Consider the following 16,231-nt stretch of genomic DNA (forward strand, 5'->3'; position numbering starts at 1 on the left):
TCATTCTCCGGAGGGTCATGCTCCGGATCGTCCGTCCCCGTATGCCGCGTCGAGAGCGCTCGGCAGGATCTCCAGGAACGCGTCCACCTCCGCGTCACCGATGATCAGCGGCGGCATGAGCCGCACGACATCGGGGGCGGGCACGTTCACCAGGAGGCCGGCTCCCTGGGCCGCCTGCTGCACCTGCGGTGCGAGGGGTCCGGTGAGCACGATACCCAGCAGCAGGCCACTGCCGCGGACATGGGATACCAGCGGGTGTCCCAGCGCCTCCACACCGTCGCGGATCTTCTCGCCGAGCCGCTTGACGTTGTCGAGCGTGCCGTCGGCCGCGAGGGTGTCCAGGACGGCGAGCCCGGCGGCGCAGGCGACCGGGTTGCCGCCGAACGTCGTGCCGTGGTGCCCCGGCTTCAGCAGGTCGGCCGCCGGGCCGAAGGCGACCGTCGCGCCGATCGGCAGACCGCCGCCGAGCGCCTTGGCGAGCGTGACGATGTCCGGCTCGACGCTCTGGTGGGCCTGGTGCTCGAACCACTGGCCGCAGCGCCCGATGCCGGTCTGCACCTCGTCGAGGACGAGCAGCGTCCCGGTCGCCCGGGTGATCTCCCGGGCGGCCTCCAGGTAGCCCTTGGGCGGGACGACGACGCCGTTCTCGCCCTGGACGGGTTCGATGATGACCAGCGCGGTGTCGGTGGTGACGGCCGCGCGCAGCGCGTCCACGTCCCCGTACGGGACATGGGTGACATCACCGGGGAGCGGCCGGAACGGATCCTGCTTCGCCGGCTGGCCGGTCAGTGCGAGCGCGCCCATCGTCCGGCCGTGGAAGCCGCCGTCGGTCGCGACCATGTGGGGGCGTCCGGTGAGCCGCCCGATCTTGAAGGCGGCCTCGTTGGCCTCCGCGCCCGAGTTGGAGAAGAAGACCCGGCCCTGGCGGCCGAAGAGCTGGAGCAGCCGCTCCGCGAGGGCGACCGGCGGCTCGGCGATGAACAGGTTCGACACATGGCCGAGGGAGGCGATCTGGGTGGAGACGGCCTCGACGACGGCGGGGTGGGCGTGACCGAGGCCGTTGACCGCGATGCCGCCGACGAAGTCGAGGTAGCGGGTGCCGTTCTCGTCCCAGACGTGGGCGCCCTCGCCGCGGACGAGCGGCAGGCGGGGGGTGCCGTAGTTGTCCATCAACGCGCCCTGCCACCGCGCGGTGAGTCCGGTCGTGGTTCCGGTGCCGGTGCCGGTTGTCATGATTCCCCCAGTGCAGGACCCGTGTGGGCGTTGCCCGTGTGTACGTCGACGGGGGCGTCCGGCACGACCATGGTGCCGATGCCCTCGTCGGTGAAGATCTCCAGCAGGATCGAGTGCTGGACGCGCCCGTCGATGACGCGGGCGGTCTCGACGCCGTTGCGTACGGCGTGCAGGCAGCCCTGCATCTTGGGGACCATGCCGCTGGACAGCTCGGGCAGCAGCTTCTCCAGCTCGCTCGCGGTGAGCCGGCTGATGACGTCGTCGCTGTGGGGCCAGTCCTCGTACAGCCCCTCGACGTCGGTGAGGACCATCAGCGTCTCGGCGTTCAGGGCGGCGGCGAGCGCGGCGGCCGCGGTGTCGGCGTTGACGTTGTAGACGTGGTGGTCGTCGGCGGAGCGGGCGATGGAGGAGATGACCGGGATGCGGCCGTCGTCCAGGAGCGCCTGGATGGCCCCGGTGTCGATGGCGGTGATCTCGCCGACCCGGCCGATGTCGACGGATTCGCCGTCGATGGTGGGCCGGTGCCGGGTGGCGGTGATGGTGTGGGCGTCCTCGCCGGTCATGCCGACGGCGAGGGGGCCGTGCTGGTTGAGGAGGCCGACGAGCTCACGCTGGACCTGTCCGGCGAGCACCATCCGGACGACGTCCATCGCCTCGGGGGTGGTGACGCGCAGCCCGGCCTTGAACTCGCTGACCAGGCCCTGCTTGTCGAGCTGGGCGCTGATCTGGGGGCCGCCGCCGTGCACGACGACGGGCTTGAGGCCGGCGTGCCGCAGGAAGACGACGTCCTGGGCGAAGGCGGCCTTCAGCTCCTCGTCGATCATCGCGTTGCCGCCGAACTTGATGACGACGGTCTTGCCGTTGTGCCGGGTCAGCCAGGGCAGCGCCTCGATGAGGGTCTGCGCCTTCGGGAGTGCGGTGTGCTTCCGCGCGGCGCTCATGAGCTGTACGCGCTGTTCTCGTGGACGTAGTCCGCGGTGAGGTCGTTGGCCCAGATGACGGCGGACTCGGTGCCCGCGGCGAGGTCGGCGGTGATCTTGACCTCCCGGTAGCGCATGTCGACGAGGTCGCGGTCCTCGCCCACTCCCCCGTTCTTGCAGACCCAGACGTCGTTGATGGCGACGTTGAGCCGGTCCGGCTCGAAGGCGGCCTTCGTGGTGCCGATGGCGGAGAGGACGCGTCCCCAGTTGGGGTCCTCGCCGTGGATGGCGCACTTGAGGAGGTTGTTGCGGGCGATGGACCGGCCGACCTCGACGGCGTCGTCCTCGGTGGCCGCGTTGATCACCTCGATCCGGATGTCCTTGGAGGCGCCCTCGGCGTCGCCGATGAGCTGCCGGGCGAGGTCGGCGCAGACGGCCCGGACGGCCTCGGCGAACGTGTCCTGGTCCGGGGCGATGCCGCTGGCGCCGGAGGCGAGGAGCAGCACGGTGTCGTTGGTGGACATGCAGCCGTCGGAGTCGACCCGGTCGAAGGTGGTCCGGGTGGCCTCGCGCAGAGCGGTGTCCAACTGCTCCGCGGGCACATCGGCGTCGGTGGTGAGGACGACGAGCATGGTGGCGAGGCCCGGGGCGAGCATGCCGGCGCCCTTGGCCATGCCGCCGACGGTCCAGCCCTCGCCGCCCGCGACGGCGGTCTTGTGGACGGTGTCGGTGGTCTTGATGGCGATGGCGGCCTTCTCGCCGCCGTGCTCGCTGAGGGCGGCTGCGGCCTGCTCGATGCCGGGGAGCAGCTTGTCCATGGGGAGCAGGATGCCGATGAGCCCGGTGGAGGCGACGGCGATTTCGCCCGCGCTGTGGCCGTCCAGCACCTCGGCGGCCTTCTCGGCGGTGGCGTGCGTGTCCTGGAAGCCCTTGGGTCCCGTACAGGCGTTGGCGCCGCCGGAGTTGAGGACGACGGCGGTGACCTCGCCGCCCTTGAGGACCTGCTCCGACCAGAGGACGGGGGCGGCCTTGACACGGTTGGAGGTGAAGACGCCCGCGGCGGCGCGGCGCGGGCCGTTGTTGACCACGAGGGCCAGGTCCGGGTTCCCGCTCTCCTTGATCCCCGCGGCGATGCCCGCCGCCGAGAATCCTTGTGCTGCCGTGACGCTCACGGTGCGACTCCGATCGTCGAAAGACCTGTGTCCTCGGGGAGTCCGAGGGCGATGTTCATGCTCTGGAGGGCGCCGCCCGCGGTGCCCTTGGCGAGGTTGTCGATGGCGCAGACGACCACGATGCGCCCGGCGGCCGGGTCGTGCGCGACCTGGACCTGTACGGCGTTGGAGCCGTACACCGCCGCGGTGGCGGGCCACTGCCCCTCGGGCAGGAGCTCGACGAACGGCTCGTCCGCGAACGCCTTCCCGTAGACCGCGCGCAGGCTCTCCGTGCTCACCCCCGGCTTCGCCTTCGCGCTGCACGTGGCGAGGATGCCGCGGGGCATGGGGGCGAGGGTGGGCGTGAAGGAGACGGTGACCGGCTGCCCGGCGGCGGCGCTGAGGTTCTGGATCATCTCGGGCGTGTGGCGGTGCCCGCCGCCGACGCCGTACGGGGTCATGTTGCCCATCACCTCGGAGCCGAGCAGATGCGGCTTGACCGCCTTGCCCGCCCCGGAGGTGCCGGACGCGGCGACGACGACGGCCTCGGGCTCGGCGATACCGGCCTCGTACGCCGGGAAGAGCGCGAGCGAGACGGCGGTCGGGTAGCACCCCGGCACGGCGATCCGCTTCACCCCGGCGAGCGCGGTCCGCCCGCCCGGCAGCTCGGGCAGCCCGTAGGGCCAGGTCCCGGCGTGCGGGGACCCGTAGAACGTCTCCCAGTCCCCCGCGTCCTTGAGCCGGAAGTCGGCCCCCATGTCGACGACGAGGACCTCGTCCCCGAGCTGCTCGGCGACGGCGGCGGACTGCCCGTGCGGAAGCGCGAGGAAGACGACGTCGTGCCCGGCGAGCACCTCGGCGGTGGTGGGCTCCAGCACCCGGCCGGCCAGGGGCCGCAGGTGCGGCTGGAGCGAACCGAGCGCCTGCCCGGCGTTGGAGTGCCCGGTGAGGGCGCCGATCTCGACCTCCGGGTGCGCCAGCAGAAGACGGAGCAGCTCCCCGCCGGCGTATCCGCTCGCCCCTGCCACTGCTGCTCGTACCACCATCGGTAACCCTCCTGATCGATGGCATGACTATACGCAGCGACGCACTTTTATGCAAAGCGTGGAGGGTGGCGCCCGGGAGGTGGTGGCGGATGTGACGGAGGATTGTGCGGGTTCAGGAGTCCCGTGCCAGCTCCTGCGGCCGTACGGGGTGCTCGACCGGTTCGCCCCAGCTCTGCGGCGCTCCGAAATGCCGCTCCACCCACGCGGGGTCGTACACGGTGTCGAGATAGCGCTCGCCCTGGTCGGGGGCGAGCACGACGGCGGTGAGCGGGGGCGCGTCCTCGCGTGCGGCCAGCCAGCGCAGCGCGCCGCTGACCACCGTGCCCGTCGAACCGCCGAACAGAAAGCCCTGCCGCGCCATGGCGTGACAGCTGTCGATGGTGTCCCGCTCGGGCACCATCACCACATCGTCCACGAGGCTCGCGTCGAGCAGCGGAGGCCGTACCCCCGCGCCGAGGCCGGGAATCATCCGGGGCAGCGCGGGGCCGCCGAAGGTCACCGACCCGACGCTGTCGACGGCCACGACCGTCACGGGCCTGCTCCGTTCACGGAAGTAGCGGGCGCAGCCCATCAGAGTGCCGCCGGTGCCCGTGCCCACGAAGAGGACGTCGAGCTCCGGGAACTCGGCCGCTATGGCGGGCGCCGTACTGCGGTAGTGAACCCGCCAGTTGTTCGGGTTCGCGTACTGGTTGAGCCAGACGTACCGCGCGTCCTCCTCGCACATCCGGTGCACCAGGTCGAGCCGCGTGCCCAGCAGGCCGCGGCTCTCGTCCTCGTGCGTGACCACGCGCACCTCGGCGCCGAGCGACTCCATGAGACGGCGGCTCGCCCGGTTGCACCGGGAGTCCGTGACGCAGACGAAGCCGTATCCCCGGTGGGCCGCGATCATGCTCAGCGCGATGCCGAGGTTGCCCGAGGACGACTCGACGATCACTGACCCGGAGGTGAGGACACCGTCCTCCTCGGCCGCCCGCACCATTTCGAGGGCGGCCTTGAGCTTGATGGAGCCCGCGAGGTTGAAACCCTCGCACTTGAGGTGGAGCGGTACCCCGAAGACCGGGGCGAGATCCACGAATACGTCATCCGCGTTGATTTCGTAGGGGGCCGAGACAACCGGCACGGGGTCAGTCCTTTCGCCGGTGGGCCGGCGAGCCGCCGGTACGTCCGTAGCGGTCGAGCTCGTGGAAGAAGCCGTCCACGACTCCGAGCCGCCCCGCCTCCCGCAGTCGGTCGTGGACATGCCTGCCGAGAGCGATGTCGAGGACACCCAGGCCGAACGGGGAGAAGATCACCGGCCGGTCCGCCGGCGCCTCGACCCGGCCATCGAGAACGTCGTGCAGGGTGCCGTCGATGAAGTCCCGGTTTCCCGTGCGCTGTTCGGTGAGGTGGACGGAGGTGTCGGCCTTCAGGCAGTGCTCCACGTCATCGACGAAGTTCGCCGACGTGAGGACCACTTCCGGGGCCACGTCCCGCAGCGACACGTTGAGCACCAGGGGGTTGTGCGTGAACCACGCGGGATCGTGGACGTGCGGCGTCGCGGCGACGGTGGCGAAGACCACCAGATCGCTGCCGCGGATGACCTCCTCGGAGGTGGCGCCGATGACGGTCCGCGCGTCGCCCGGGCCCTCGGTCAGGTACTGCGCGAACGCCTGCGCGTGATCGTCGGACAGATCGTGGACCGCTACCTCGTCGAAGGTCCAGCCGGTGGCCTCGAAGTAGTGGTGGATGTAGCGGGCGATGAGCCCGGTGCCGATGAAGCCGATGCGGCGGGGCCGCTCGCCCGGGCTGAGCCGGCCGGCCGCGAGGACCGCCGAGGCCGCGGTCCTGGAGGCGCTGATGATCGAGCTCTCCAGACACGCGAACGGGTAGCCGGTGTCGTGGTCGTTGAGTATCAGGACCGCCGACGCACGGGGGACGCCGGACGCGACGTTGTCGGGGAAGCTGGAGATCCACTTCAGGCCGTCCGTCGGCCGCTCGCCGCCCAGGGAGGCGGGCAGGGCGATGATCCGCGACGTGGGCCGGTCCGGGAACCGCAGGAAGTACGACGGGGGGTTGACCGTGGAGTCCTGGCCGTGCAGCCGGTAGGCCTCCTCGATCAGGTCCACCACCTGTGTCTCGCCGCCGGTGAGCACCTGGGCGACCTGCTCACCGGTGATCACGGCGAATGACGGCACGCGAGGCTCGTGGGACAAGGCTGACTCCAAACGTCAAGGAAATGGTGGGCACTGCCGGGTGCTCGGCGAGGTACGGACGCGCGCCGCCGTGGCGGCAGGAGGCGCGCCCGGTGTCAGGGCCCCGCCGGACCGGGGAACGCGGGGATCGCCACGGGGTCGCCGAGGACGACCGCGACCTCACGGCTCCCCTCGTACGGCTCCCGGCTGTGGGCCATCCGCAGGTTGTCGACGATCATGAGGTCCCCGGCCCGCCACGGCTCCCGGAGCGTGTGCTTCTCGTACACCTCGTTGATGGCGAGCACGGTGGCCTCGTCGATGGCCGCGCCGCTGCCGTAGCGGGTGTTGAAGGGCAGGCCGTCGTCGCCGAACTCGAACTTGAGGTACTCGCGGACCGCCGCGTCGAGCGTCCACTCGCTGAGAAACGAGATCTGGTTGAACCAGGATCGGCGGCCCGACACCGGGTGGCGCAGCAGGGCCGCGGAGCGCTGACGCGTGTGCAGGCCGCCGTCTCCGGCCCAGCGGGTCTCGATGCCGCGGGCACCGCAGTACGCGTCCACGGCCGCCCGGTCCCCGGTGCCGAACGCCGCCGCGAGGCTGATCCCGGCGAGGCCGGTGTAGTTGCGGTCGACGAGCCACCCCTCGTTCTCGAACCGGTCCACAAGACCGGCGGGCAGCGCGTCCAGCACCTCCTGGGAGTCCGCCACGGCCGTCACACCGCCGGAGGAGGGCGCGGTCAGACAGGCGAAGATCAGGGTGCCCGGCACCTCACGGGCGTAGCTCAGCTCGTGGTGCATGCACATCGGCTGCTCGGCGGGCCACTCCGAGGACGAGTGGACGCCGTCCGCCAGTACCCTCCGGGTCGCGAAGCCCTCCCGCTCGGTCATCACCTCGTGCAGCAGCTTCCGGGCCACCTGCCCGACCGTCTCAGCGTCCCGCAGGCCCAGACCGCGGACCAGCACGGCGCCGTGCTGTGCGACGGTCGCGTGCAGGCGTGCGCGGTGTTCGGTGACCCAGGCGACGGGGTCGGACGGGGCGGCCCGGCCGAGATCGAGCACGGCGGGCCGCCCCTCGGGCCGACCCACGTCGAACGGCGCGTTCGCGGCGGGTGCCACCGTGTGCCCCGCTCCGGCGTCCCGCGGGTCGTTCCGGGCGGCTGCGGGCGCTGTGGTGTCGCCCCGCCCGCTGTCGGCCGCCGGTGAGGAAGCCGCCCGCGCGTCCGCCCGGTCCGCCGCGGTGTCCGGCAGAGCCGCGAGGCCGGCGAGGGTGGGGTGGGCGTGGACGTCTCGCAGGGTGAAGGCCCGTTCCGCCCGTACGACGAGCCGGATCGCCGACAGCGAGGTACCGCCCAGGGCGAAGAAGTCGCTCTCGCGGCCGATCCGGTCGACGGGCACCCGTAGCACCTCGGCCCACGCCTCGGCCATCCGGCGTTCCTCGTCGGTCCGCGGGGCGTCGTGTGCCTCTTGCCCGGTGGCCGTGAGGAGTTCCCGGGCGAGCACCCTGAGGGCCCGCTTGTCGGTCTTGCCGTTCGGCGTCAGCGGCAGGGCATCCAGAAGGACGACCCGGCGCGGCACCATGTACCCCGGCAGGCTCTGCGCCAGGGCGTCGCGCAGTGTCTCGGAGGGCAGCTCGGAGCCGGTCCGGAATGCGACGAGCTCACGGTGCCCGTCGGGGCCGTCGACGACGACGACCGCTCCGTCCCGGACCCCGGGGAGCCGCAGCAGCTGGTTCTCGATCTCGCCCATCTCGATGCGGAAGCCCCGGATCTTGATCTGCGCGTCGCGCCGTCCCAGGAATTCGAGCGAGCCGTCGGGCAGCCAGCGCCCGAAGTCGCCCGAGCGGTACAGCCGATGGCCCGGGCGGTGCGGGTCCTCGCCGAACGCCTGCTCCGTACGTACGGGATCGTTGACGTAGCCGCGGCCCACGCACACACCGGAGAAGACGATCTCGCCCGGTGCGCCGAGCGGGACCGGACGCAGGTCGTCGTCGACGACGTAGACCGTCACGTTCCGCACCGGCGGGCCGAGCGGTACGGAGTCGCGCTCCGGAACAGCGGTCAGCACCGCGTGGTTGGTGTCGTCCGACGTCTCGGTGAGCCCGTAGGCGTTCACCAGCGCGATGTGGGGGAACCGTGCGAACCAGCGCACGGTCAGCTCCTTCTTGAGCGCCTCGCCCGTGACCGACACGCAGCGCAGCAGCGGCAGCCGTCCGGGAGAGTCCTCCAGGCGGGACAGCAGCACCTCCAGGTAGGACGGCACGATCTGCAGGACGGTGACCCCGCCCCGTTCCACCGTCTCCAGGAAGCGGTCGACCTCGAGGATCGCCTCCTGCTCGACGATCAGCGTTCGGCCACCGACCACGAGCGCGGAGACGAGCTGCCACAGGGAGATGTCGAAGGACTGCGGCGCGGTCTGGGCGACGACCTGCCCCTCCTCGACGCCCAGGTCCTCGATCTTCGCGTAGAGGTGGTTGACGAATCCGTCGTGCTCGCACATGGCCCCCTTGGGTTCACCGGTGGAGCCCGAGGTGAAGTACAGGTAGGCCAGTTGGCCGGGGGCGACCTGGATGCCCGGGTTGTGCTCGGGGTGTCCTTCGTCCAGGGCGGCCGCGACGGTGAGCGCGTCCAGGCCCGCGAGCGCGGCCTGCGCCGGCTGTCCGGAGCGGCCCTCCTCGGTCAGGGCGAGGCGGCAGCCACTGCGCTTCAGCATCCGGCTCATCCGCTCGGCCGGGAGGCCCGGCTCGATGGGCAGATAGGCGGCGCCGGCCTTGAAGACACCGATCACCGCTGCCTGCCAGTCGAGGTGACGTTCGGTCACGACAGCGACGACCGCTTCCGGCCCGAGGTCCCTGGCGAGGATCGCGTGGGCGATGCGGTTGGCCTTGGCGTTGAGCTCGCCGTAGGTATGGCTGTCGTGCCCGTGCACGGCGGCGATCTCGTCCGGCCGCAGCGCCGCCTGCTCCTCGAACAGCTCGTGGAAGCGGCGGTCGGGCAGCTCGCGCGCGGGCCCGGCCATGCCGTGGAGCTGTCGGTGGAGCTCGTCGTCGGACAGCAGACTGCGGCCGCGACACGGTGCGTCGGGCGCGGCTGCCATGTGCTCCCACGCCGTCACGTAGTACCCGGCGACGCGCTCGGCCGCCTCGGCGTCCAGGACGTCGGTGCGGTAGCGGAGGTGCAGGACCGGTCCTTCGGGTCCGCTCCGCAGGGCGACGGTCAGGGCGGCGTCGGAGCTTCGGTACGGCTGCCCCGCACCGAGGTCGAGCACGGTCTCGAAGGAGCCGTCCACGGCGTCGTCGACGGCGCGGGCGGCCGTGGTCAGGAGCGCCCGCCAGCTCCCGCCGTCGACGGTGAGCGCGCACGGCCGGATGTCGCCCGAATCGGCGCCGGCGACAGGCGCAGGGGTGATGTACCCGGTGACAAAAGCCTGTTCACCGCTGAGCGCACCGAGGACCGCGGCGTGCGCGGCGAGCGCCGCCGCCTCCCACGACACGGCGGAACGGCGGGCCAGGAGGCGGACACGAGCGGACAGGCGCACGGGGACCGCCCTCGTCAGCTCCGCGTGTCCGGGGGGGGCACCGGCCGACGGCACCCACCGAGGTATCAGCCGCTGCGGTGCTCCAGTGATCGTCATCGCGCTCTCCTGTGAGGCTGGACGCCGAGGGGAGGGGAGAACGGGCGCATCGAAACCTGGCTCGAAGAAAGCGGTTCGATGCCCCGTACGACTGCGAATGCCGGGCTCTCACGCCCGGCCCCCCTGAACTTCTCGCAGCCGAAGACGACCAAACGCTACCTCACCCGTTTATGTGGCCGTCAGGGCGTTCCGCACCGAACCCGGCCGGCGGGCTCCACTCCGCCCTTGCCCTTCAGGGAACTGACGGCATGTTCGGCGATGCTGAGAAGCTGCGGCCAGGGAATTTTGGCCGGGCCGGGTCTTCGTGGCAGTCTCGTAAGAGCACGGCCGGATGACCTTGCGTCAAATGGCTGAAAATAAACGAGTGTTGCGTGGCCCGCACCGGTGAGTAATGTCACAGGTCCTTGGAACGGTATGCAGCCACCGGGCAGGATCTGCATGCGGGCCGTGCGGCGGGTGACCGGGCCGCGAAATCGAGCAAACGGGGGAAGTGCGATGGGTTTCAGCGATTCATCATGTACGGAGACATCGACTGCCGAAACGGGGCGCGCCCCGCGACGGGCGGTGTCCCGTTGAGCGGGCGGCACTTCGGGGCGGCCGAGCAAAGGGTGGCCGCCCCGGCGCCCCTTCGTACCTCCCCGGCATTTTGAAGGAACCCTGGCACATGCTCAGTGATGACCACGCCCTGGCCGACCGCTGGCTACGACGTATCACCAAGTGGGGTGGAAGCCCGCGGGCTCGCCTCATTTGCTTTCCCCACGCAGGCGGCACCGCGAGCTATTTCCGGGACTGGGCCCGGCTCGTCCCGCCCGATATCGATGTGCGGGCGGTCCGATATCCCGGCCGGGAGGACCGGCTCGCCGACCCCTTCGCCGAGACCATGGAGGAGCTGGCCGAGGCGCTGACGTCCGCCGTCGAGCCGTTGCTCGACAGGCGCGTGGCGTTCTTCGGCCACAGCATGGGAGCCTCCGTCGCCTACGAGGTCGCGGCGCGGCTGCACGCGCGACGCGCCCCGTCGTACGCCCCCGCGCCCGTCGCGCTCTTCCTCTCCGGACGCGCCGGCCCGGGGCATGAGCACGTGCGGAGCCTGGGCGAGGCCGACGACGAGGCGCTGATGGCCGAAGTCGTCGGTATGGGCGGCATGGAGGCGCACACCTTCAGCGATCCGGAACTCCGTGACCTGGTCCTTCCCGCGATCCGTGCGGACTTTCGGCTGGTGGAGCGCTACGGCAGGACAAGCCCCGGCAGCCCCCTCCTGGACACTCCGGTCTTCGCCTACTACGGCGATCGGGACGATCACCTCGACCCGGCGGCGGTCAACGCGTGGTCGGCCGTGACGAGGGGTCCGTTCGTTACGCGGAGCTTCACCGGCGGCCATTTCTACCTGGCCCAGCACGCGGGGCGACTCGTCGATGACGTCATCGGCGGCCTGCGCCCGCTCCTGGGCGAACCGGTGCGCTGACCCGCCGTCCCGCGACCGTCCCCGGCGGCCGCAGGGCACCGGGTCACCGCCTGCGCCCCGACTACGGAAGGCGCCATGAAACCTGGCCGCCCCACGGCCTGCGGCACGGCCATGCGGATTATCGGATTCCGCTGTGTGGATTCCCGAAACGCCGATGCGTCATGTGTCGTGCACGCTCTCTCGCTCGTCCCGTCGCACGTCCCACGGGCCGGGTCACGGCAAGCCCCCTCCCCATCTCACTCAAGATTCCGCGCAAGAGGAGAAACCGATGAGCAACCCGTTCGAAGACGCCGACGGTACGTACCTCGTTCTCGTCAACGACGAGGGCCAGCACTCGCTCTGGCCCTCTTTCGCCGATGTTCCCGCCGGCTGGACCACGGTGTTCGGCGAAGCCGGGCGCACCGAGTGCCTTGAGTTCGTCGAGCAGTCCTGGACGGATATGCGCCCGAAGAGTCTGATATCTGCCATGCAGGCTGCAGCTGACACCAAGAGCTGACCTGCGTCAATCCTTTCGACAAATTCCGGGTGCCGGTTCCCGATTCCCCGGCAACTCGTCTTCCCGTGACCGTCGGTGTCCAGGAGCGGCCGGCCCGTACATCGCCGTGCCGGCCTCCGGCGTGTCACAGGAATACCCGGACGGCCGCATGCGGACTGCCGCGCCTGCCGCCCGTAGAAATCTTGAACAGCTCAAATAAGGGGTATTGGTGTGTCTGAGCAGGACGGCGTCTTCCACGAGTTGATGGCTGCGCAGCTGGGGATCTGGACTGCTCAGCATCTCCACCCCGACAACCCCATATACAACGTCGGCGAATACATGGAGATCATCGGCGAACTGGACGTCGAACTCTTCGAGCGGGCCCTGCGCTCGGCGGTGCGCGAAGCGGAGGCTGTCCACACCCGTTTCGTCGGCGAGGGCGAAGCCGTCCGGCAGCACATCAAGGTGTCGGACGACTGGCCCTTCCACCGGATCGACCTCAGTGGCGAGCCCGACCCGCGGGCCCGCGCCGAGGAGTGGATGCGGACGGACATGCGCCGCCCGGTAGACATGCGTGGCGACGCCCTGTTCACGCAGGCGATGCTCCGGCTCGGCCCGAACCACGTGTACTGGTACCAGCGCTGCCACCACATCCTCGGCGACGGCTTCTCCGGCCCTCTGGTCAACAACCGCATCGCGCAGATCTACGCGGCCCTCAGCGCGGGCGACGCCTACGACGAGGGCGCGCTCGCGCCCTTCGCCAACCTGCTCGACGCCGACCGCGCCTACCGCGGGTCGGAGGAGCAGGCGAAGGACCGCGCGTACTGGGGCGAGATCTTCGCCGACCTTCCCACCCCGGTCAGCCTCAGCGGCCTGATCCCCACCGGCACACCGCACCACCTGATCCGCGGCACGGCGGAGATGCCCTCGGAGGCAGCCGCCGACCTGCGCTCCACGGCACGCTCCCTGCGCACCAGCATCTCCGGCATGGCGATCGCGGCCGCCGCGGTGTACCTCCACCGTGCCACGGGAGCCGAGGACGTCGTCGTCGCCCTTCCCGTCTTCGGCCGGTTCGGCAGCGCCCAGCGCCAGACCCCGGGCATGGCGACCAACCTGCTGCCGATCAGGCTGACGGTCCGCTCCTCGATGACCGTCCAGGAGCTCGTACGGCAGGTCTCCGTCCAGGTGCGCGGCGCCCTGCGCCACCAGAAGTACCGTTACGAGGACATGCTCAGGGACCTCCGGCTCATAGGCCGCGGGAACCTCGCCAGCATGGTCGTCAACGTCGTCCCCTACGCCTACGACTTCTCCTTCGGCGACTGCGAGGTCCGCGCCCACGCGCTGAGCAGCGGCCACTTCAACGACGTCGCGTTCTGCGTCTACGACCGGTCCGCGGACGGCCGGATCCAGATCGCCACCGACGCCAACCCCGAGCTGTACGCGCCGCACGCCAATCAGCGGCACACGGACCGCCTCCACTCCGTCCTGACCTGGCTCGCGACGGCAGCCCCCGAGGACCGCGTCGGACGCGTCGAGATCCTCGACGAGGCCGAGCGCCGCCAGGTCCTCCAGGACTGGAACGACACGGCTCGGCCCGTCCCCGCCACCACGCTGACCCAGCTCCTGGAGGACCAGGCCGCCCGCACCCCGGAGCGCCCGCCGTCTCCTCCCGGGGTGTGGAGCGCTCGTACGCCGAACTGCACGCGAGCGCGAACCGGCTGGCCCGCCTGCTGATCTCCCGCGGTGTGGGGCCGGAGTCCCTGGTAGCCGTCTCCATGGACCGCTCCGTCGACCTGGTGGTGGCGCTCCTCGCGGTCCTCAAAGCCGGTGGCGCCTACGTGCCGGTGGACCCCGAGTACCCGGCCGACCGCATCGCCCACATGCTGGAAGACGCCCGGCCCGTCCTCGTCCTCACCAGCGAGGCCGTCGCGCCGTCCCTGCCGGACGTGGCGGGCCCGGAACGCGTCGTCGTCGACGAGCCGGGCGTCAGGGCAGCGCTGAACGGCCTCGGCACCGCCGCCCTCACCGCGTCCGAACGCCGCGGGCCGCGGCTGCCGGCCCACCCCGCGTACGTCATCTACACCTCGGGGTCGACGGGGCGCCCCAAGGGCGTCCTGATCACGCACCGGAACCTGGTCAACTACGTGAGCCGGTGCACGGAGGCTTACCCCGACCTTCACGGGACCACCCTGCTGCACGCGTCCATCTCCTTCGACGCCGGTGTGACCGCTCTGTACGGCGCCCTGACGTGCGGCGGCCGGGTGATCGTCGAGCCCATGGACGAAGACCTGCCGGTGACGCTGCGCACCCACGAACTGGCCTTCCTGAAGGCCACCCCGAGCCACCTCACGTACCTGGACGGATTCGACGAGAGCTGCGCCCCGACGGGGCAGCTCATGGTCGGCGGCGAGGCCGTCGGCGGCACCCAGATCCGCGACTGGCGCCGCCGCCACCCGTCGGTGGCGGTCGTCAACCACTACGGGCCCACCGAGGTGACCGTCGGCTGCACCGACTACGTGGTCACCGCCGACGACGACGCCGAGACCACCACCCTGCCCATCGGCCGCCCCATGTGGAACACGCGCGTCTACGTCCTGGATGCGGCCCTGCGGCCCGCCCCCGCGGGTGTCACGGGTGAGCTGTACGTGGCGGGCGACCAACTCGCCCGCGGATACCTGGGCCGGCCGGGCCTCTCGGCCGAACGCTTCATCGCCTGCCCGTTCGGCACCGCGGGCGAGCGCATGTACCGCACGGGTGACGTGGTCCGCTGGCGGGCGGACGGGAACCTGGAGTTCCTCGGCCGCGCCGACGACCAGGTCAAGATCCGCGGCTACCGGATCGAGCCGGGTGAGATCGAGTCGGCGCTGGAGTCGCACGGGGACGTCTCACGGGCCGCGGTGCTGGTGCGCGAGGACGTGCCCGGGGACAAGCGCCTGGTCGCCTACGTCGTTCCGGCCGTCTCCGGCGCCACGGTGGACACGGCGGTGCTGCGGGCCGACCTGGGCCGGTCGCTGCCGGAGTACATGGTTCCGTCGGCGACGGTCGTCCTGGAGGCGCTGCCGCTGACGGTCAACGGCAAGCTGGACCGCCGCGCACTCCCCGCACCCGAGTACACGGCCGCCGGCGGTGGCCGCGCTCCCGCATCGCTCCAGGAGGAGATCCTGTGCTCGGTGTTCGCGGAGGTCCTCGGTGTGCCCGGCGTGGGTGTCGACGACAACTTCTTCGAACTGGGCGGCCACTCCCTCCTCGCGGTCTCGCTGATCGAGCTGCTGCGCGAGCGCGGGGTGTCCGTGAGCGTGCGCGACCTGTTCGCCGCTCCGACGGCCGCCGGTCTGGCCGCCGCGTCGGCGGGCGTGGGCGCCGTCACTGTGCCGGAGAACCTGATCCCGGCGGGCTCCGAGAGCATCACGCCGGACATGCTGACGCTGGTGGACCTGACGGCGCAGGAGATCGAGCGGATCTCGGCCCGGGTGCAGGGCGGCGCGGCGAACATCGCCGACATCTACCCGCTGGCCCCGTTGCAGGAAGGCATCTTCTTCCACTCGGTGCTGGGGGGCGACTCCGGCGCGGACGTGTATGTGCTCCCGACGGTCCTGAGCTTCGATACGCGGGACCGCGCCGACCGCTTCCTCCAGGCATTGCAGTCGGTCGTGGACCGGCACGACATCCTCCGTACGGGCTTCGCGTGGGAGGGCCTGGGAGAGCCGGTACAGGTCGTTCTGCGCAGGGCGACCCTGCCCGTCGAGGAACTCCAGCTCACCGCACAGCCGGGCACCGACCCCGTGCGGCAGCTCCTGGAACTGTGCAGCCCGTCCATGGACATCCGGCAGGCCCCGCTGCTGCGGGCCACTGTCGCGGCGGAGCCCGGCAGCGACCGCTGGCTGCTCGCCCTGCAGGCCCACCACCTGGTCCGTGACCACACCACCCTCGAAATCCTGCTGGGGGGGTGCGCGCCCTGCTCGACGGCGACACGGGAGCGCTGCCGGTGCCGGTGCCGTTTCGGGAGTTCGTGGCGCAGGCGCGCCTGGGTGTGTCGCGTGCGGAGCACGAGCGGTTCTTCGGGGAGCTGCTCGGCGGCGTGAGTGAACCGACGGCACCGTTCGGGCTGCTGGATGTGCACGGCGACGGCTCGGACGTCGCCGAG

General features: G+C 71.1%; 11 protein-coding genes. 4 read left to right on the forward strand and 7 right to left on the reverse strand.

All coding sequences use genetic code 11. The annotated features are described in order from the left end of the window. Window positions 1-15: 15 nt before the first annotated feature. The 7 genes from CCZ36_RS04530 to CCZ36_RS04560 all read right to left on the reverse strand — a co-directional run bounded on the left by CCZ36_RS04530 (window position 16) and on the right by CCZ36_RS04560 (window position 10,150). Complete coding sequence (locus CCZ36_RS04530; RefSeq protein WP_069739857.1) at window positions 16-1,233, reverse strand: acetylornithine transaminase; 1,218 nt, start codon at window positions 1,231-1,233, stop codon at window positions 16-18. Beyond that, window positions 1,230-2,174: an acetylglutamate kinase gene (gene argB, locus CCZ36_RS04535; RefSeq protein ID WP_128817065.1), complete on the reverse strand. Its 945-nt coding sequence runs from the start codon at window positions 2,172-2,174 to the stop codon at window positions 1,230-1,232. The genes CCZ36_RS04530 and argB overlap by 4 nt, the downstream gene beginning before the upstream one ends. After that, window positions 2,171-3,325, reverse strand: coding sequence for a bifunctional glutamate N-acetyltransferase/amino-acid acetyltransferase ArgJ (gene argJ, locus CCZ36_RS04540; RefSeq protein WP_128817066.1), 1,155 nt, complete (start codon window positions 3,323-3,325; stop codon window positions 2,171-2,173). The genes argB and argJ overlap by 4 nt, the downstream gene beginning before the upstream one ends. Next, a complete protein-coding gene (gene argC, locus CCZ36_RS04545; protein ID WP_069739854.1) occupies window positions 3,322-4,350 on the reverse strand; it encodes an N-acetyl-gamma-glutamyl-phosphate reductase in 1,029 nt (342 codons plus the stop codon). The genes argJ and argC overlap by 4 nt, the downstream gene beginning before the upstream one ends. Window positions 4,351-4,462: 112 nt before the next feature. After that, window positions 4,463-5,470 carry a 2,3-diaminopropionate biosynthesis protein SbnA gene (gene sbnA / locus CCZ36_RS04550; RefSeq protein WP_069744384.1) on the reverse strand — a complete coding sequence of 336 codons (1,008 nt, stop codon included), beginning with the start codon at window positions 5,468-5,470 and terminating at the stop codon, window positions 4,463-4,465. A 4-nt stretch (window positions 5,471-5,474) separates the two neighbouring features. Then, window positions 5,475-6,542: a 2,3-diaminopropionate biosynthesis protein SbnB gene (sbnB, locus tag CCZ36_RS04555; protein WP_128817067.1), complete on the reverse strand. Its 1,068-nt coding sequence runs from the start codon at window positions 6,540-6,542 to the stop codon at window positions 5,475-5,477. A 95-nt stretch (window positions 6,543-6,637) separates the two neighbouring features. Further along, window positions 6,638-10,150, reverse strand: coding sequence for a non-ribosomal peptide synthetase (locus tag CCZ36_RS04560; protein ID WP_128817068.1), 3,513 nt, complete (start codon window positions 10,148-10,150; stop codon window positions 6,638-6,640). A gap of 664 nt (window positions 10,151-10,814) precedes the next feature. Here CCZ36_RS04560 and CCZ36_RS04565 point away from each other — a divergent pair. From CCZ36_RS04565 to CCZ36_RS34705, 4 genes are all read left to right on the forward strand, one after another. Beyond that, entirely contained in the window at window positions 10,815-11,612 is a 798-nt protein-coding gene (locus tag CCZ36_RS04565) for a thioesterase II family protein (protein ID WP_128817069.1), read from the forward strand. A gap of 268 nt (window positions 11,613-11,880) precedes the next feature. Further along, a complete protein-coding gene (locus tag CCZ36_RS04570) occupies window positions 11,881-12,108 on the forward strand; it encodes an MbtH family protein (protein WP_069739849.1) in 228 nt (75 codons plus the stop codon). Between the two features lie 210 nt (window positions 12,109-12,318). Further along, window positions 12,319-13,821, forward strand: a complete 1,503-nt coding sequence (locus CCZ36_RS04575; RefSeq protein ID WP_128817070.1) for a condensation domain-containing protein — start codon at window positions 12,319-12,321, stop codon at window positions 13,819-13,821. After that, window positions 13,764-16,169 (forward strand): non-ribosomal peptide synthetase, encoded by a 2,406-nt coding sequence (locus CCZ36_RS34705; RefSeq protein WP_164873485.1) that lies wholly within the window; start codon window positions 13,764-13,766, stop codon window positions 16,167-16,169. The genes CCZ36_RS04575 and CCZ36_RS34705 overlap by 58 nt, the downstream gene beginning before the upstream one ends. Window positions 16,170-16,231 lie beyond the last annotated feature (62 nt).

Origin of the sequence: Streptomyces sp. S063 (assembly GCF_002832675.1) — a bacterium.
GTDB lineage: Bacteria > Actinomycetota > Actinomycetes > Streptomycetales > Streptomycetaceae > Streptomyces > Streptomyces sindenensis.